This window comes from Vreelandella lionensis (genome assembly GCF_044543515.1).
GTDB classification, from domain to species: domain Bacteria; phylum Pseudomonadota; class Gammaproteobacteria; order Pseudomonadales; family Halomonadaceae; genus Vreelandella; species Vreelandella lionensis.
The window spans coordinates 12,312-30,152 of the sequence record NZ_JBITWC010000021.1 but is presented as its reverse complement, the minus strand read 5'-3'; the positions used below and the strand labels follow the sequence as shown (position 1 = coordinate 30,152).

Below are 17,841 nucleotides of genomic sequence, written 5' to 3'. Positions count from 1 at the left end.
GTGGCGCTACTCCCCGACGATCATCGCGTGCTGTATCAAGCGTTTTTAGATCAGGCCACTCAAGATGCCTCGCTCACGCCCTGGCTTGCCAAGCTCCCCGAGCAGCTCGCCAGCGGGCTGGACCGCCAGCGCCACGGCGATCTATCTGCCTGGGAAAAAGCCGTGACCAAACTGCCGCCGCTGCCAAAAGAGCGCCGTGTGGATCTAAACAGCGACACGCTAACGGTAGACATCGATCTCACCGACAGCCAGCAGCGCCAGTGCTTCAACCTGCTGCGCAAGCTGGCCCCGTGGCGTAAAGGGCCATTCAACCTGGGTGGTATCGAAATCGACACCGAGTGGCGCTCTGACTGGAAATGGCAACGCGTCGCGCCGCATCTCGCGCCGTTGAAGTACCGCAAAGTGCTGGACGTGGGCGGCGGCAGCGGCTATCACGCCTGGCGGATGGCAGGTGCAGGCGCGGCTTTCGTGTTGGTGATTGACCCTTCCCCGCGCTTTTATTGGCAGTTCCAAGCGGTGCGCCACTTCGTCGGCAACGCCGATGACGGCCGTACACAGTTTCTGCCGGTGGGTATCGAAGATGTGCCCGAGAACCTAGGCTTCTTCGACACGGTGTTCTCCATGGGCGTGCTGTACCACCGCCCCTCGCCCCTTGAGCACCTGCAACAGCTAAAAGGTGCACTGGCCCCTGGCGGTGAGCTAGTGCTGGAGACGCTGGTAGTGGAAGGCGACGAGCAGACCGTATTCGTACCCGGCGAGCGCTACGCCGCCATGCCCAACGTCTACTTTTTGCCCTCCTCCAAAGCGCTGTGCCACTGGCTAGAGCGCTGCGGCTTTACCAACGTGCGAGTGGTGGATGAAGCGGTGACGACACTCGATGAGCAGCGCTCCACCGAGTGGATGACCTACCAGTCGCTGGCGGACTTCCTCGATCCGGATGACCGCAGCCGCACCATAGAAGGCTACCCCGCCCCACGCCGTGCGGTGATTCTGGCAAATAAGCCGGAATAGTGAGTAATGGCCGCCCAGCATTTTTAAACCAGTACTTTTAAATCAGCACTTTTAAATCAGCGCCTTAAAATCACTAGCCAGCGACCCAGGTTCATCACGCTGGCCAGTGACGCCGCCACATAGGTAAAGGCGCAGGCGGTGAGTACGTGGCGGGCACCGGCCATATCGGCAGGCGGCACGTACTCTTTCAACAACGGCAACGCACGATTGAAGCTGGCATCGAACTCCACCGGCAGCGTGACGAGATGTACCAGCGCGGCGGTGCCGAAGCTAATCACCGCCATGACGACTATCATCGCAAGCCCACCGGGTAGCCGCGTCAGCAGGAACAGAAACGGCGCAGCCATCATCAAAACGGCTGCGGGCCAGCAGCGGCGCATAACCCTCATGGTGCTGAATGGCATGGCCCACCTCATGGGCAGCAACGGTGACTGCCGTGAGCAAACGGCCATCGTAGTAATCGGGCGTTAAGCGCACGCAACGGGCTTCGGGGTCGTAGTGGTCGCCCTGCTCGGTGCGTTCTACTCGCACTCCCTCCACACCCATACGGCGCAGCAGATGTTCGGCCAATTACGCACCGGTACCTGGGTAATCATCACGCCCTCGGGTATGGCGCTTTAATACCCATTTTGCCCATAGGTTGGGCAGCACAAAAATAGCCAACGCCAGCACAATTAAGAGGATGAGCATCACAACACCGGAACCCGCCAAGTAAGAGAGACATCAACGCTCATTTTTACCACGAAAGGCGGGGGAACACAGCTTAGGCAGGCTCGTTACGATGGGCTTCGACGTCGCGCTGAACCGCTTGCAGCCCGCGTGCGGAGATATCGCCTTTAGCGTGGGCATGCTCTGCCATCAAAATGCTATCTACGGCCAAGACCAGCTCACAATCGGTATGGGCTAACTCATCGCGCAGACGCTGAATGGCGGCTTCCCGCTGGGGGTCGCTGTCGACGCGGCGAATATAAATCGCTTTGATCCGATCCGGATAAGCTTTAACGACCTCCGTGTAGACTTCTGGATCATGCTGGCCGCTATCGCCAATCAAAATACACGGCATGTCGTCATACAGCGCCAGCATGCGGTCGATCAGGTCACGCTTATGATCCTCCGCTCGACGGGGCCACGGCTTACGCCATGAGATCCCCCACTCCCGTAAAAACAGAATAGGGCCCGCTGGAATTCGGTTGATTTGGAAGAAAGCTTCCAACATTTCATAAATCGCCCACGGGCCACGGGAGACATAAAGAATCGGCCGCTCGGCCTTTTCGGTCTGCCCACGGTAAAGCGCCTGATAGAGCGATGCTACACCGGGAAACGCCGTCCGTCGGTGAGGCTTGCGCACAAACAGTCGGTAAAGCATTTTGAGCTTTTCCGCCACGCCGGTGAACATCACCGTATCGTCGATATCGCTGATGACCAGTAGGTCCGCTTCCGGGGGCGGTACATACACTTCTACGCTGGTACGAATCGGAGGGTGCCCCTCAGCATGTACCAAAATATCAGCGCGATGCCAGGAAACATCGACCGGTAAAGAAGCAGAGATGGGGATATGAGCATCGAAGTAGCCATCACGGTCGGTGGCCATGCACAGCTCGTTATCCCCCACGCGGATTTCCACTTTGGCGTCAGCCAGCCCACGACGGAAAATACGCCGGGCAACATCGGCTGTATCACGCAACATGCCCCGCCTGGGGATGGCGCGGCCGAGTGCAGCTTGGCGGAACACTCGGCCCATCACAAATATTTCCCGCTGGGAACCGTAACCGCGGTAGGGATGCACCATCATCCCGCTGCGGCCACTGGCCCGCTTCATCGGTTTTGCAACAACGCGGGCAAGCCTTTTGGCAAAGCTTGCCCACTGGTGGTACCACGCCATTAAGCGTGCTGGCCTGAGTGACGCCCTTCCTGCAGCTCTTCCAGCAGCTTGGCGTTGAAAGCATCCAGGTCTTTAGGAGTTCGGCTGGTCACGAGGCCGCTATCGACCACCACTGGCTCATCCACCCAATTTACACCGGCATTACGCAGGTCTTGGGCAACGCTTGGCACGGAGGTCATTTTGCGCCCATCGACCACGCCTGCGTTGATCAAAATCCAGGGGGCATGGCAAATGGCGGCAACCGGCTTGCCCGCTTGGAAGAACGCTTTGACGAAGCTCAAGGCGTCTTCGTTCAGGCGCAGCTCGTCAGGGTTGAACAGGCCGCCGGGGAGTACCAGGGCGTGGTAGTCGGACTCGCTAACGTCTGCCAGTGCCTTGTCGGCCTCGTAGGTATCGCCCCAGTCGGTTTCTGCCCAAGCGCGAATGCCCTTGCCTTCCGGCGAGACAATATGCACTTCGACTCCCTCTTTTTGGAGCGCCGCGCGAGGTACGCTCAGCTCGGACTCTTCAAAACCGTCGGTGGCTAAAATAGCAACACGTTTACCATTCAGTGCTTGATTCATCGTGCTCTCCTTTTCGTGATGATCTTTTCGTGATGAGGTTACGTCTACAACGCCTCTCCAGTGTGGCGCATCTTATACAATCGTCAAGCGTAGAGACCGAATCAGACCAGTCGCTACGCGCTTAAGCGTTGTACAACACGCGGCCTAGCTGGCTCACATCATACCCCCTTAGCGTACTCGCACGCTGGGCAAACCGGGGCTCTCTGGCAAATTCAAACAAGGCTTGAACGGCAGGCTCAAAGTAGCTGCGACGATGCATCACCAGATCAAACGACTCCTCCACCAGCGGGATAAAGTCCAGCTGCTGGCGTTGCGCGGCAGACTCCATCCCTAGCCCAACATCGGCTTCACCTTGGGCAATGGTCAGCGCTAAATCGTCTTCGCTGAGCGCGGGATGGGCCGACCATCTCAGCGCTTCGGGCGCAACGCCCGCCTGCTGCAGCAAGCAGTTCATGAGCTGCGCGGCCCCTGCGCCCGGCTGGCGGTGGGCAAGCATGGCTTTGCGCTTGGCAATGTCGCCCACCGTCCGAATGTCCAATGGATTCCCCGGCGCCAAGAGCAGCCCCTGGCGGCGCGTGGCCCAGTGCAGCACGATCAGATCGCGCACTCCGCCCAGGCCCAACGCAGCAGGTTCGTTATAGCGCCCGGAAGCCGCGTCGAGCAGATGGATCCCCGCTAGCATCGCCCTGCCCTCCAGCAAGCGGCGCACGCCGTCGCCACTGCCCTGACACAACGAGGCCAAGTCACTCCCGCTCTCTCGTACTGCCCACTCCAGCAGCGGGTCTTGGCTGCCCGCCAATACCGGCGGAGGCGGCTGCCGCTGCGCCTGGTCGCCTTCCAAGTGGCTAAGCACCCACATATCAATATGCTGTCGAGGAAACAGCAGCTTTCCCGTCGCACGGCTGCAGGGGATATGGCCCTGACGCACCAGGTCGTACACCTTGCGCTCTTTCAAACGCAGATAGTCCGCCACCTCAGCGGTGGTCAAATAGTCGTTTGGCATCGCTCACCCTGCATTTAACTGCGTATGGCTGCATATATTTCAGTAGCCAATGCATAACATCAAGTAAACGTACACTATGCAGCCTAACGAAAACGCTGAGCTCTCGCGATTCTCCCGTGGCCACCGCACTGGCGTGTGCGCGGCCCGACGCTTCTACATCAGGTACTTATGTCAGCAAGTGATAACCCTTTTTATATGGCGCTCGCGCTGATTCTGGGCATGGACTCAGATTTGATCGACATCGTGGTGCTCTCTTTACAGGTGTCGCTGGTCGCCGTGCTAATCGCCAGCGCCTTGGCGCTGCCAGTGGGAGCGGCGCTCGCCCTATGGCGTTTTCCTGGACGTAACGGACTGATCGTCGTACTCAATGCATTAATGGGGCTACCGCCGGTCGTGGCGGGGCTATGTGTCTATTTGCTGCTCTCCCGGGCAGGGCCATTAGGCTCGTTTGGGCTGCTGTTCACGCCCAGCGCCATGGTGATTGCTCAAGTCATCCTGGTGTTTCCGATTATCGCTGCGCTGACGCGCCAGCAGGTGGAAGCCCTGCACCATGAGTACGCCGAGCAGCTACGTTCGTTGGGGCTGACCCAGCTACGCATGATGCCCACCCTACTGTGGGATGCGCGCTTTGGCCTGCTGACGGTGATTCTAGCGGGCTTTGGCCGGGCCAGCGCCGAAGTGGGCGCGGTGATGATCGTCGGCGGCAATATCGACGGCGTGACTCGGGTGATGACCACCAGCATCGTGCTGGAGACCAGCAAGGGGGACCTTCCCCTGGCGCTCGGGTTGGGCATCGTACTGCTGACGCTGGTCACCCTCATCAATGCGCTGGCCCATGCGGTCAGTGAAGCGGCCAAGAGGCGGTTAGGATGAATGCACCGCTCACTACCCCCTCTTTCACCCCACTGGCCGATGTGCCAGCCCTGCACTTTCAGCAGGCGAGCTTTACCCATCGTGGACACGCCTTGTTGGTGCCCACCACCCTCACGCTGTCTGGCTGTCAGCGCACGTTGATCATGGGGCCTAACGGGGCGGGTAAAAGTCTGTTCATGCGTTTGGCTCACGGTCTACTCCGCCCTAGCAGCGGCCACGTTAGCTGGGAAGGCGCACCTCCTGTTCAGGCCATGGTGTTTCAGCGGCCGGTGCTGCTGCGTCGCTCGGTCATCGATAATCTGATCTACGCCCTGGCCGTCAAACGCGTACCTCGCCGAGAGCGCAAAGCGCTCGCCTGGCAGGCGCTGGAGAAGTTCGGCTTAGCAGCTCTGGCCAAGCGCCCCGCGCGGGTGCTGTCTGGCGGCGAGCAGCAGCGGCTCACCCTGGCCCGCGCTTGGCTGTTAACCCCTTCCGTGCTGTTTTTGGATGAACCCACCTCCGCCCTTGATCCCGCCGCCATTAAGGCGGTGGAAGATGCAGTGAACGAGTTTCACCAAAGCGGCACGCGCATCGTCATGACGACCCACGACCTGCATCAGGCGAAGCGGCTCGCCGACGATGTGCTGTTTATGTACAGCGGTCAGGTGCTGGAGCACACCAGTGCCGAGCGATTTTTCGACACCCCGTCCTCCTCGCAGGCCAGGGCGTTTATCCGGGGCGAACTGGTTTGGTGACCCCCACTCAGCGTTGAACAAGACCCAAAGGAGCAGACCGTGAAGACAACGACCACGCTTATCACCGCCAGCGTATGCACGACCGCCTTGGCCTGGAGTGCTTCGCTACTCGCGGATGACGACTTCATTACACTCGCCTCCACGACGTCCACCGAGAACTCAGGGCTGTTCGATGCCATTATCCCCACGTTCACCGAGGCCACCGGCATCGACGTGCGCGTGGTAGCCGTCGGCACCGGGCAAGCATTTGAGATCGGCCGCCGTGGTGATGCTGACAGCCTGCTGGTACACGATACGGCAGGCGAGGAGCAGTTCGTGGCGGACGGTTACGCCACGGAGCGTTTAGACGTCATGTATAACGACTTCGTGATCGTAGGCCCCAGCGACGACCCGGCAGGCATTAGCGACAGCGAGAGCGTGGCAGACGCCTTTGCGCGTATCGCCGAGAGCGGGTCACCATTTGCCTCACGAGGCGATGACAGCGGCACGAACCGCGCCGAACTGCGTTTGTGGGAAGATGCAGGTGTAACACCCCAAGGCGAATGGTACCGCGAGCTGGGTAGTGGCATGGGCCCGACCCTAAACACCGCTGCGGGTATGGACGCCTACACCTTTACCGACCGCGCCACCTGGGTAGCATTCGATAATCCGCAAAACCTCACGCTGCTGTTCGAAGGTGACGAAGCGCTGTTTAACCAGTACGGCAGCCTGCTGCTCTCGGAAGAGCGTCATCCGCACTTGAAGCACGATTTAGCCGCCCAGTGGCACCAGTGGCTCGTTTCTGAAGAGGGTCAGCAGGCGATTGCTGACTTCGAGGTAGGTGGCCAACAGCTGTTTTTCCCTAACGCCAAGTAGTCCTTTGCAGAAGAGCCTTTGGCGGTGTTGGAATACACCGCCACTGAGGCAAACGCAACAAGGCCTGCTGCACCAAGTGCAGCAGGCCTTTGTTTTATGACTATGGTTTTAGGACTATGATTTAGATAACGCGACGTCAGCTCAGCGGCTCAGCAATTCGCGAACATCCTTTGCTTCCCAATGGGGGAAGTGCTTGCGTACCAGCGCGTTCAGGTCGCGCTCAAAGGCAGCCCAATCGGTGGTAGCGGCCTGTTCACGGGCGTTAGCCACGCCGCGAATCATACCGGCACCTACCGTCACGTTGGTCAAACGGTCAATCACGATAAAACTGCCGGTACCCGGGCTAGTACGGTAGTCGTCTACCGGAATGGACGCCGTTAACTCCACCTCGCAGCGAGCGATGGCGTTCAGGCCCAGCGAATCGGTAGCGTGTTTTTCCAGCGTATTGACATCGATCTGGTACTCAATGGCACTCACCTGCCCCGCTAAGTCGCGGGTGGCTAGCTTGATGTCGTACAGTTTGCCGGGCGTGAGAGCGTCTTCATGCATCCACACGATATCAGCGTTGAACACGTTAGAGAGCGGAATTTCAGCATCGGCGCTCACGATCCAGTCGCCGCGGGAGATATCAATTTCATCCTCCAGAGTGACGGTAATCGCTTGGCCGGGGTAGGCAGCGTCTAAATCGCCATCGAAGGTCACCACGCGAGCCACGCGAGACGTTTTACCGGAAGGCAGCGCTTTGATCGCTTGGCCTGGGCGCAACACACCGGCTGAGAGCGTGCCGCAGTAGCCGCGGAAGTCCAGGTTGGGGCGGTTGACGTACTGCACCGGCAAACGCAGATCGGTGAGGTTTTGATCGCGGCTGATTTCGACGCTCTCCAGCAGTTCGATCAGCGTTTTGCCCTCGTAGCGCTGGCCGTCCTCGAAGTACCAGGGCGTTTGCTCGCTGCGGTTGACCACGTTGTCGCCGTTGAGCGCCGACATCGGCACGAAACGGATATCCGGGGCCTGCAGGTTGGTAGCGAACGCGCGATACTCTTCGACGATCTCGTTAAAGCGCGCTTCTGAGAAGCCCACTAAATCCATCTTATTGACCGCAATGACCAAGTGCTGAATGCCCAGTAGGTCGGCAATGAAACTGTGGCGGCGTGTCTGGGTCTGCACGCCGTAGCGCGCGTCGATCAGAATAATCGCCAAGCTTGCGGTGGAGGCACCGGTCGCCATGTTACGGGTGTACTGCTCATGCCCAGGGGTATCGGCAATAATGAACTTGCGCTTTTCTGTGGAAAAGAAGCGGTAAGCCACATCAATGGTAATGCCCTGCTCCCGCTCGGACTGTAGGCCGTCCACTAGCAAAGCAAGATCCACCGCATCCCCAGTGGTGCCGCTGGTTTTAGATGCCTTGGTAATCGCTGCCAACTGATCTTCAAAGATCATTTTGGAGTCGTGAAGCAGCCGCCCGATCAGGGTGGATTTACCATCGTCGACGCTGCCGCAGGTAATAAAGCGCAGCAGGTCTTTGTTTTCGTGCTCGTGCAGGTATTGCTCGATGTTATCGGCAATTAACGTTGACTGGTGCGCCATTAGAAGTACCCCTCACGCTTTTTCTTCTCCATGGAGCCGGCCTGATCGTGGTCGATGGCACGGCCGCTGCGCTCACTGGTTTTGGTCAACAGCATCTCTTGGATAATTTCCGGCAGCGTTGCTGCTGTGGATTCCACCGCGCCGGTGAGCGGGTAGCAGCCCAGGGTTCTAAAACGCACCCACTTCTCCTCCGGCACCTCGCCTGGGGCCAATGGAAGGCGGTCATCGTCTACCATGATCTGCATACCGTCGCGCTCAACCACCGGACGTTTGGCGGAGTAGTACAGCGGCACAATCGGAATCGACTCAAGGTAGATGTACTGCCAAATATCCAGCTCGGTCCAGTTGGAAAGCGGGAAGACGCGAATCGATTCGCCTTTATTGACCTTGGCGTTATACACGTTCCAAAGCTCAGGGCGCTGATTTTTGGGATCCCAACGGTGGTACTTGTCGCGGAAGGAGTAGACGCGCTCTTTGGCACGGGAGGCTTCTTCGTCACGACGCGCACCGCCGAAGGCAGCATCAAACCCATACTTATCCAGCGCCTGCTTGAGCGCCTGGGTTTTCATAATGTCAGTGTACTTCGCGCTACCGTGATCAAAGGGGTTGATGTTAGCTGCCCGCCCCTCTTCGTTGGTGTGCACAATCAGCTCCATGCCCGCCTCTTCCGCCATACGATTGCGGAAAGCGATCATTTCGCGAAATTTCCAGGTGGTGTCCACGTGCATCAACGGGAACGGCGGCGTGCCAGGGTAAAAGGCTTTACGCGCTAGGTGCAGCATCACCGAGGAGTCTTTACCGATGGAGTACATCATCACCGGGTTGCGAAACTCTGCCGCTACTTCCCGGATAATATGGATCGATTCAGCTTCGAGCTGCTTCAGGTGGGTCAGTCGGGCGGCATCCGGTGCGATGGGCACCTCTTGCGTCGCCGCCGACGGCGCAGAAAACTGGTTCATTACCTACTCCCTCACAAAACGGTGCTTGCTTTTATGGGTAGGGTAACGCTATGCCAATAATAACCCAAAAGAATTAATAACTATCTTTTTATACCTATAACGCCTAACAGGCTCTTTAGACAACCACACGCTCAATCCAGGTCTGCCACTCGTGAGCGTTGAAGTCGACCACGCGATAGCCAGGGCGTGAGGCTTCATCGATGGCAAACTGCTCCGCTCCCGGCAAAAACTGATCGGCCATGGCGGGGCAACCGTAGACACCAATATCGGTGCCAGCTGCTTGATGATGCTGGGCGTAGGCTTGGTGAGCATGGCCAAACAGGATCATTTTCACCTGCGGATAAGCACTGAGTAACTGCCAAAAAGCGTCGCGGTCTTGCAAGCCAATGGCATCCATCCAGGCAGCACCTACGTCCACAGGCGGGTGGTGCATGGCAATAAGAGTTGGCCGGTCGTCTTGCTCGAGCCGTTCTGCCAAAGCGCTCAAGGCCTCACTCCCCAGCTCGCCGTGGGGTTTGCCCACTACCTGGGTGTTGAGCAGCAGTAAGCGCCATTGCTCCAAGTCCACTTCCTCTAGCAGCGGATGTTCGGCGGCCATCAGCTCTGGCTGGTCATGGTTGCCAGCAATCCAGAACCACGGGCATGGCAGCGCCGAAAGCGCCTCGCAAGCAAGGGCGTAGGAAGCGGCGGTTTCATCCTGACTGATATCACCCGTGAACACGACGATATCGGGTCGTTCAGTAATCACAGCCTCCAGCACACGCTGAAACTGCTGCCAGGGAATTCCCGCCCGGGAGCGTGCCTGCTTATCGGCATAAAGATGGGAATCAGTGATTTGAATCAGCCTCATGACAGTAGCTCCATTAACAACATTCCATCAACGCAATTCGGGCATGTCCACGGCATGGCCGTGGGCCAGCCCGTGGGCCAACCACTCACCCAGGAAGCAGTTGAGCTGCAGCTTTTCATCCGGCTGGTGCATGCGGGCATTGGGGTAGCGATAGCGGCCGCTAAAATGGCGCTCTCGCTGAAAGTCGATCACTTCCGCCATACGCACATCATGGTAGAGATGTACACGCATGCGCGGGCCTTCGATCACTGCGTCCAGCGGCCCGCTCTGGGTCACTTCTACCAGGGTGGTATAGGGCGCTTCCTGCAGTATCGCTAAATGCAGGTCACCAAAATGCTGATGGTCGCTGCGTAGTGCGATATCACGGCGCTGACCGCTCTCCATATCCCCTACAAGGCGCAGCAGGCGCAGATAGTTAGCGCTGCATTCGCCCTGCAGAGTTTTTAAATCGGTGACATAGGCGGCTCTTGCCATGATGACTCCTTACTGGGTTCGCTTGGTATCCTTGTTGAAAAGCGCTGCTCGTTGAGAGGCAGCACGCAATGATGCCCGCTGCCCTGCCAACCAGTGCAGCCCAATCAAACACATGGCGTTGTCGAGTCTTCCCTGCTCTAGGAGTTCCCAAGCGTTGGTAAACGTTACAATATGCACGCGAATATCTTCGTGCTCATCTTCTACCCCATACACACCGCCTAAGCCGTGAGTATTCACCAACCCGCAAAAGAGCGTCACACGTTCGTTGCAGGCACCCGGGCTTGGGTAGTAGGTATGCAGCTTGGTTAATTGCCCCACTTGGCAACCCGCTTCTTCCATGGCTTCTCGACGGGCTACGTCTTCCAGGGATTCATCCTTATCTGCCAAGCCTGCCACGAGTTCTAATTTCCAGGGGGAGGTCGGGTCGTCAATTGCCCCAGCGCGAAACTGTTCGATGAGTACCAGGGCATCACGGGGCGGGTCGTACAGTAGCACACCCACTGCATCGAAACGGTTATGCACTTCTCGGCGCATAGTAGCGCTCCAGCCGCCTTCAAACAGCCGGTGGCGCAACTCCAGGGCTTCTAGGCGAAAAAAACCTTGATAAAGGGTATCGCGTTGGATGAGTTCGACATCATCACGACCAAGCGTAGGGCCCATACGGCACTCCCGATGATAACAATCGAACTATTATCAATGCTGTTCACCGGGAATGCCAATGCGGTGATTAACCGCGTACTTCAACTGGGGAGTTTTAACTCACGGCTGCTTTAAAGCTGGTTCATTAGCGTTTCCGCATCTCGGCGTAGCGCTTCATCTGACACTTGGCGATTCTCTCGGGCCGTGCCGTTCACCGCGCGCTGGGCATGCTCCCGTGCCGCCTGAGTATTGCCCTCTTCTTTTAAAAACGCCGCGTAGTAGTAGTTCACGTCGATGCCGTCGGGGCGAAGCTCAAGCGCGCGCTGGAACATGCGCTCGGCAGTATCGCTGTTACCAAATCCCAGCGGGCGGCCTGGGGCACGGTCATATAATGCGCCCAACGTGACATAGGCCGAGCCGTTGCCACCAGTGGGGTCAATCTCAATGGCACGCTCCAGCACATCGCGGGCGTCACCGGCCGTACCCAAAGCCCCCAAACCGCCGCGCTCGCGGGCATAAGAGGCCAGCACAATGCCCTGCCAAATCAGCACCTCGGCTTCATTGGGATGCTGGCTTGCCAGCTGTTCGGCTTCGCTGGCGAGCGCTTTTAGCGTCTCTTCCCGTTGGTTGGCAGGCATCTCCGTTACCGTGTGCTCCCAGCGGTTTTTCAGCGAGAAGACTTCCCCTTCAAATGCTGAGGCGTTGAGGGGTGCCAGAGCCAGCGTACTGCCAAAGGCTGCGGCGATTAATAGGCGGGAAAATGTAATAGCGCGCATAGTCACTCCAGATTTGTTGTTGTAACGGCTGTATTTATAAGCCTCTTCAAGCCAAGCATCGGCTTACCTAGTCAATGTAACGAACGTTTGAATGATTCGCCAGAGAATCGCGTCTTTGTTATAAAACGTTCCCATAGCGTAAGCTTGATACCTTCCGGGAGAGCCCTTTAGGAGAGCATTCACCCATGAAAGGTCGCAACATGACCCGCTGGCGGGATCCGGCCAAAGATCCTCGCCAAGAGCCTAAAAGCAATTTGATTACTGCAGAAGGTGCCGCCCGTCTGCGCGGCATTTTGGATCACCTTTCGCGGGTAAAACGCCCTGAGCTATCAGCGAAAGTGGGCGAAGCCGCCGCGCTTGGAGACCGCAGTGAAAACGCGGATTACACCTATAACAAAAAGGAGCTAAACCGGGTCATTGCCCGCATCCGCTATTTAACCAAACGGCTTGATGAACTGCAGGTGGTGGATCGTCTGCCCGCTAACACCGATAAAATCTTTTTTGGCGCGTACGTAAGCTTGGAGGATGAGGAGGGAGAAGCCCTGCAGCTTCGGATCGTGGGCCATGATGAGCTCGATACCCAAAAGCGCTGGATTAGCATCGATGCTCCCATGGCGAAGGCACTGCTGGGCAAAGAGGTCGACGACGACGTTACGGTGCTCACCCCCAATGGCGAAACGTTTTACACCGTGACAGCCATTCACTATGGCAAACCTGCCGCCCAGTCAACGTGATCAGCCGCAAAGGGCCGTGATGCTGAGCGATAGAGCTACTCTTCTAGTGCGTAATCGATCGTAGTCACAACGCGGATGCGCTTAATATGGGGCGTATAGCTATCCAAATCATCGATGGAGAAGTAGCCCTGGGTTGCTTGACGAATACCACCGACGCCGCTGCCAGAATCTTCCGCAAACTGCTGGGCGGCATTACGAGCATCGGCGGTGGCTTCGGCGATCATTTCCGGCTTGATGGCATCCAGGCCGGTAAACAGGAACTCAGTGCGATACTCATAGCTGGGCGAGAGCAGCACACCTTGGCGCACCAGTGCGGTGGTTTCAGGTACGGCAGCGATCACCCCACTCACGCTATCGGTGCGCAGTAGCAGCGTGGCTTCCGCCCGGTAGCGCTCATCGGGGCGCTCGCCTCCATAGGTTTGGCTGAACTGGTCGGTAATACGGGGCGGCGTAACGCTAACCTGTTCAGCTTCAAAACCACGCGCTTCTAAAAATTCGCGAATGAGCTGCTCGTGTTGGGATAGCTGCCCCTCAAGATCTGAAAGCGAATTAGCATTGACCGTGTAGTTCAGCGGCCACAGCACCATATCCGCTTCAACCTGCCGCTCCGCCAATCCACGAACGGTGACGCTTCTTGAGGACTGCTGCCACACTTCCGCAGCACTCTTTAGATAGCTACCACTCCACACCAAGCCGAGCGCTAATAGCCCACCCAGTAATAAAGCGCTGCCTAACACCGCCACGTTACGACCACTGCTTGTCATCGTCTTTCCCTCGCCATCTAAAGCTCTCTCTTCGCAGCATAGTTGCAAAATTACTGCATGAGGCTATTTGAAGGCGCGGTAAACTCGAAAACGGCGGTTATCAGACAGCGTCTCAAACTCACCCAAGGCGTGCTGCAACCGCTCGGGGTAAGGCAGGAACGCATTGGCTACCAAAATGAGCTGCCCTTTTGCACAAAGGTGCTCAGCCGCTTCGTCGATCAAACGCGTGCTAGGCCCATAGCTGATATCACGCTCCTGATGAAACGGCGGGTTGCTAATAATCACATCAAACCGCTCACCCTCCAGCGCGGAGTAAACGTTGCTCTCCAGCACCGTGCCTTTCAGCTCATTTTCATGAAGGGTGCGGCGGCAGGCTTCGGCGGCGAAGGCGCTGACATCGACAGCCGTGACCACATGGCCACGTTTAGCCAGCCAGGCGCTGATAATGCCGTCGCCGCAGCCCATATCCAGCACTTTCAGCGTTTTTTTCGGTAGTGCTTCTTCTAGGGCTTGCAGCAGTAACTGCGTTCCTTCGTCGACTTTGCCATGGCCAAACACGCCAGGATGGCTCACTAAGCGCATATCCAGGGCATCAAAGGTTTGCCAGGCACTATCGGGCGCTTCCCTTTTCACCGTGCGGGTGGCAAACAGCGAGCAGCGGCGGGCGTTATCGAGCTTGTCGCAGCTCATGCCCAGCTCGTCTAGCATCTTGGGAACACGTTTGATGCCCCCTTGGTGCTCACCGACGATATCGAGCGGCGTATTGTCAGGCAGCACGTGGCAAAGCCACTCAAGCCACCACTTGCCTAGCTGGTGGGCTTTGGGCCAGAACAGCACCACCTGCCCCTCGGGTAAGTAGTCGAAGGGCTCGAAAGGGCTAACGGCTAGGCGCTCACTGGCCTGCCACTGCTGCCGCAGGGCGACGTTGTCGCTCACCATCGCGGTGGAGTGGGTCAGTAGCCATGTCTCTTCCGGGGGCGCGACAGGCCATAACCGGGCGGCCTGCCCATAGTAACGTTCAAGCAGTTGGCAGGCGGGCAGTTGTGCACTCATACATCAGCCTCAGGTTTGGTAACGGTATAAAGTAAATAGCGGCCTAAGCGCCAATGAGGGTCTTGCTGGCAGTACTGCTTTTCAAGCGCCAGCAGTGTTGCTTGATCGCTTGCCTTCTCTGGGGCCTGGCGCACGTAATCCTGAAAAATACGGATGCCCGCAACGCTCTCGATATGTAAGCCGTTCTGGCCCACCCACTGGCAAATCTCATCATGGGTAACTGGGGAGATCGGCGTTAAGCGCTGGCGCTTGCCCTTGCCTTCTAACTGGTCACTCAAGGCTTTTTGATAGTTGCCCTTCACCACGTTAGAAAAGCGCAGCGCGTCGCGGTTAAACACCATCAGGCTGAGTTGACCACCAGGCGCCAGCAGCGTTGCCAGGGTTTGCAGCGCTTGCTCGGGATTACCCACCCACTCTAATACCGCGTGGCAGGTGATCAGCGGCCAGGGGCCGGGCGCTTGGCTCGGCAGTGCCTGTAGAGGAGCTTTTACATAGCGAAGCTGCCCCGGTAGCCATACCGCAGCGGCTTCCTGCTCAGCGTGCCACGCCTTAGCGTGGGCCAGCATATCGTGGGAAGGCTCTGCCATGCTGACAGTGTGACCGCGTGCCGCGAACCAACCGGAGAGCTGCCCCAACCCACCGCCGACATCCAGCACGGGCTGGGCCTTTAAGTGCAGCATTTGCGGCAGAAGATAATCCAGCATCGCGAGGCGCAGCTCGCCCCGGGGTGCTTGGTAGAGCGAGCGAGAGAACTTATCAGCCAAGCCATCAAAGTAGCGGTCGCCAGCGTCGGTTAATTCGTAGGTTGGGTGCATGCATGTAGGCCTAAAGGGTGACAGCTAACACAATATTAAAGCCGCGTAGTTTACCTTGCTTGTATCGTTAACGCTTGCCAAGCCATACCCATCAGGCAGCGAGGTGGCGGATCCTTCACTCGGTCTATTGCCTTTCTTGCCAGGAGTGATTAGTGTAAAAATCAAAATGGGAACGTTACCATTGTAAAAAGAGCCATCAAATCATCTATGCCGCCTACTACTCGCGCTACGCTAATCGAAGTCGCCAATGTAGCGAATACCTCAAAAACGAGCGTTTCCCGCTACTTTGGGCCGGAACGCCACAAGCTTTCGCCTGCCCTTCAAGCACGCATCAAGCAGGCCGCTGATGCTCTTCACTATCAGCCCAATTTAATGGCACGCGGCCTTAAAGGTGGAGGGTCCCGTCTTTTGGGTATGCTAGTAGCCGATATACGCAACCCGTTTTCCGTGGCCATCGTCCACGGTGTCGAGGTGGCGGCACGTAAACACGGCTATGCACTGATTGTCTGCAATACGGATAACGACCCCGACCTAGAGCAACGCCATTTGGCTTCTCTAGCGGCCTACCAGGTAGAGGGGCTGGTTGTAAACGCAGCGGGACAACCTCAACAACTACTGCAAACCATTATGCACAGTGGTTTACCGCTGGTATTGATCGACCGTGAAGTAGGCGAAATCAGCGCCCCGGTGATTGGCCTTGATAATGCGCTTGCCATTGATACGGCACTCAACCACCTATCCCATCAGGGCTATCGCTGCGTGCTTTACGTTAGTGAGGCCCCAGAGCAAGCCAGCGCCCGTCAAGAACGCCTGCAACGCTACCAGCAGCAAAGCGCCTCGTTAGGGCTGGATAGCACCATATTAACCAGCCTTGACGAGCAAGAGGCGATCCCGGCACTCCGCGACTTTATCCAAAAAAACCGGGGGGCCCCCTGTGCCGTGCTGTGTGCCAATGGCAATGCCACACTTGCCATGACGCGCTGCTTTCAACATTTAGAGGTCGCCATGGGAGAGGTAGGTTTGATAGGCATAGATGAGCTCGACTGGTGCGAACTGGTACCCCCAGGCATCACTACTCTCGCCCAGCCAACCGATGCCATCGGCAGCGCGGCAGTCACATACCTACTCCATCAAACCCTCCCTTCCAAGGCCGCGAAGGAAGTGCAACACCATCACCCGCCAGTACTTATTCCACGGGGCAGCACTCAGTTGATAGACCCCTCTGCTCACTTGTCACCCTAATAACGATACCGCCACTATCAAATAAGTTTTGAGGCTACTAATGACACACTCTGTTTCTTCACCCAGCGTACTTACTTTTGGCGAAGCCATGGCAATGTTTGTGGCAAACACCACAGGCACCCTGGCGGATATTGAGCATTTTCAGCGCCGTTTGGCGGGTGCGGATAATAACGTCGCGATTGGCCTTGCTCGGCTGGGTTTCCATGTCAGTTGGTTAAGCCGGGTAGGCAACGACGGTTTTGGTCAGTTTATTCGCCAAGCACTGGAAGCCGAGGGTATCGATGGCCGACATATCCATACCGACTCCCAGCACCCTACCGGCCTGCTATTCAAAGAGCGCGCCAGCGGAGGAGCCGACCCAAAAGTCACCTATTTCAGGCGAGGCAGCGCCGCCAGCCATCTTTCTCCTAACGATGCCGACGGCGTAGATTTCGATGCACTCCGGCATGTCCATGCCACCGGCATCACACCCGCCCTTTCAGACAGCGCCTGCCAGCTAACCCGTCATATCATGGAGCAGGCGCGCCTTCGGGGAGCCACGATCTCCTTTGATCCGAATCTTCGCCCTTCCCTATGGCCCAGTGAAACGAAGATGCGCGACACGCTTAATGAACTTGCCTCATTAGCGGACTGGGTACTTCCCGGGTTATCGGAAGGCCAGCTACTCACTGGCCGGAAAACGCCCTACGACATAGCAGGCTACTATCTGGATCAAGGCGCTTCAGCGGTCATCATCAAGCTGGGGCCGGAAGGCAGCTACTACCGCGGCACCCTAGCCGACCACGAGGAAAGCTTTACCGTTGAGGGCTGCCATGTAGCGGAAGTGGTGGATACCGTAGGCGCAGGCGATGGCTTCGCGGTGGGTGTTATTAGCGCGCTGCTCGACGGCTGCTCGGCCCGCCAAGCCGCCCAACGGGGCAATCTGATTGGAGCGCAAGCCATTCAAGTGATTGGCGATATGGAAGGCCTCCCCCACCGCCCGCAACTTCAAGCCCTAGAGGCAGAACAGACCTTTTAATACCAGCGG

General features: G+C 57.6%; 19 protein-coding genes and 1 pseudogene. 7 read left to right on the top strand and 13 right to left on the bottom strand.

Translation table 11 applies throughout. The features are described from left to right. A complete protein-coding gene (cmoB, locus tag ACIGG6_RS13415; RefSeq protein ID WP_399845064.1) occupies positions 1–1,011 on the top strand; it encodes a tRNA 5-methoxyuridine(34)/uridine 5-oxyacetic acid(34) synthase CmoB in 1,011 nt (336 codons plus the stop codon). A gap of 56 nt (positions 1,012–1,067) precedes the next feature. On the opposite strand, the pseudogene ACIGG6_RS13410 reads toward cmoB, so the two are convergent. The 4 genes and pseudogenes from ACIGG6_RS13410 to ACIGG6_RS13395 all read right to left on the bottom strand — a co-directional run bounded on the left by ACIGG6_RS13410 (position 1,068) and on the right by ACIGG6_RS13395 (position 4,459). Further along, positions 1,068–1,701 (bottom strand): annotated as a pseudogene (locus ACIGG6_RS13410) (zinc metallopeptidase). A 73-nt stretch (positions 1,702–1,774) separates the two neighbouring features. After that, complete coding sequence (locus ACIGG6_RS13405) at positions 1,775–2,893, bottom strand: App1 family protein (RefSeq protein WP_399845061.1); 1,119 nt, start codon at positions 2,891–2,893, stop codon at positions 1,775–1,777. Continuing rightward, positions 2,893–3,456, bottom strand: a complete 564-nt coding sequence (locus tag ACIGG6_RS13400; protein WP_399845060.1) for a type 1 glutamine amidotransferase domain-containing protein — start codon at positions 3,454–3,456, stop codon at positions 2,893–2,895. Before ACIGG6_RS13400 ends, ACIGG6_RS13405 begins: the two co-directional genes overlap by 1 nt. Positions 3,457–3,577: 121 nt before the next feature. Then, entirely contained in the window at positions 3,578–4,459 is an 882-nt protein-coding gene (locus tag ACIGG6_RS13395) for a substrate-binding domain-containing protein (RefSeq protein WP_399845057.1), read from the bottom strand. A gap of 168 nt (positions 4,460–4,627) precedes the next feature. Between ACIGG6_RS13395 and ACIGG6_RS13390 the strand changes: the two genes are divergently transcribed. Genes ACIGG6_RS13390 through ACIGG6_RS13380 form a run of 3 tightly spaced genes read left to right on the top strand, consistent with a single transcriptional unit; the run spans position 4,628 to position 6,921 of the window. Continuing rightward, entirely contained in the window at positions 4,628–5,332 is a 705-nt protein-coding gene (locus tag ACIGG6_RS13390) for an ABC transporter permease (RefSeq protein WP_399845055.1), read from the top strand. After that, positions 5,329–6,066 carry an ATP-binding cassette domain-containing protein gene (locus ACIGG6_RS13385; protein ID WP_399845053.1) on the top strand — a complete coding sequence of 246 codons (738 nt, stop codon included), beginning with the start codon at positions 5,329–5,331 and terminating at the stop codon, positions 6,064–6,066. Before ACIGG6_RS13390 ends, ACIGG6_RS13385 begins: the two co-directional genes overlap by 4 nt. A gap of 39 nt (positions 6,067–6,105) precedes the next feature. Further along, positions 6,106–6,921, top strand: coding sequence for a substrate-binding domain-containing protein (locus ACIGG6_RS13380; protein ID WP_058576393.1), 816 nt, complete (start codon positions 6,106–6,108; stop codon positions 6,919–6,921). Positions 6,922–7,062: 141 nt separating this feature from the next. Here ACIGG6_RS13380 and cysN read toward each other — a convergent pair whose 3' ends face one another. From cysN to ACIGG6_RS13350, 6 genes are all read right to left on the bottom strand, one after another. Next, positions 7,063–8,508 carry a sulfate adenylyltransferase subunit CysN gene (gene cysN / locus ACIGG6_RS13375; protein ID WP_399845050.1) on the bottom strand — a complete coding sequence of 482 codons (1,446 nt, stop codon included), beginning with the start codon at positions 8,506–8,508 and terminating at the stop codon, positions 7,063–7,065. Next, positions 8,508–9,467, bottom strand: coding sequence for a sulfate adenylyltransferase subunit CysD (gene cysD, locus ACIGG6_RS13370; protein ID WP_062372523.1), 960 nt, complete (start codon positions 9,465–9,467; stop codon positions 8,508–8,510). The genes cysN and cysD overlap by 1 nt, the downstream gene beginning before the upstream one ends. Before the next feature lie 115 nt (positions 9,468–9,582). Then, a complete protein-coding gene (locus ACIGG6_RS13365; RefSeq protein ID WP_399845048.1) occupies positions 9,583–10,317 on the bottom strand; it encodes a phosphodiesterase in 735 nt (244 codons plus the stop codon). A gap of 27 nt (positions 10,318–10,344) precedes the next feature. Continuing rightward, complete coding sequence (locus ACIGG6_RS13360; protein ID WP_062361248.1) at positions 10,345–10,791, bottom strand: DUF1249 domain-containing protein; 447 nt, start codon at positions 10,789–10,791, stop codon at positions 10,345–10,347. 9 nt (positions 10,792–10,800) lie between these two features. Next, positions 10,801–11,451 (bottom strand): NUDIX domain-containing protein, encoded by a 651-nt coding sequence (locus tag ACIGG6_RS13355; protein ID WP_399845047.1) that lies wholly within the window; start codon positions 11,449–11,451, stop codon positions 10,801–10,803. Between the two features lie 110 nt (positions 11,452–11,561). Beyond that, complete coding sequence (locus ACIGG6_RS13350; protein WP_399845045.1) at positions 11,562–12,206, bottom strand: hypothetical protein; 645 nt, start codon at positions 12,204–12,206, stop codon at positions 11,562–11,564. Between the two features lie 185 nt (positions 12,207–12,391). Between ACIGG6_RS13350 and greB the strand changes: the two genes are divergently transcribed. After that, positions 12,392–12,940, top strand: a complete 549-nt coding sequence (gene greB, locus ACIGG6_RS13345) for a transcription elongation factor GreB (RefSeq protein ID WP_399845043.1) — start codon at positions 12,392–12,394, stop codon at positions 12,938–12,940. 35 nt (positions 12,941–12,975) lie between these two features. On the opposite strand, the gene ACIGG6_RS13340 is transcribed toward greB, so the two are convergent. The 3 genes from ACIGG6_RS13340 to ACIGG6_RS13330 form a co-directional block, all read right to left on the bottom strand. After that, positions 12,976–13,704, bottom strand: coding sequence for an SIMPL domain-containing protein (locus tag ACIGG6_RS13340; RefSeq protein ID WP_399845041.1), 729 nt, complete (start codon positions 13,702–13,704; stop codon positions 12,976–12,978). 63 nt (positions 13,705–13,767) lie between these two features. Continuing rightward, positions 13,768–14,757, bottom strand: a complete 990-nt coding sequence (locus tag ACIGG6_RS13335; RefSeq protein WP_399845040.1) for a methyltransferase — start codon at positions 14,755–14,757, stop codon at positions 13,768–13,770. Then, a complete protein-coding gene (locus ACIGG6_RS13330) occupies positions 14,754–15,572 on the bottom strand; it encodes a methyltransferase domain-containing protein (protein ID WP_399845037.1) in 819 nt (272 codons plus the stop codon). Before ACIGG6_RS13330 ends, ACIGG6_RS13335 begins: the two co-directional genes overlap by 4 nt. A 207-nt stretch (positions 15,573–15,779) precedes the next feature. Here ACIGG6_RS13330 and ACIGG6_RS13325 point away from each other — a divergent pair, with 207 nt between their 5' ends. After that, positions 15,780–16,814 (top strand): LacI family DNA-binding transcriptional regulator, encoded by a 1,035-nt coding sequence (locus ACIGG6_RS13325; RefSeq protein ID WP_399845036.1) that lies wholly within the window; start codon positions 15,780–15,782, stop codon positions 16,812–16,814. Between the two features lie 40 nt (positions 16,815–16,854). Further along, on the top strand, positions 16,855–17,832 hold the full coding sequence (locus ACIGG6_RS13320; RefSeq protein WP_399845034.1) for a sugar kinase: 978 nt from the start codon (positions 16,855–16,857) through the stop codon (positions 17,830–17,832). Positions 17,833–17,841: the final 9 nt, after the last annotated feature.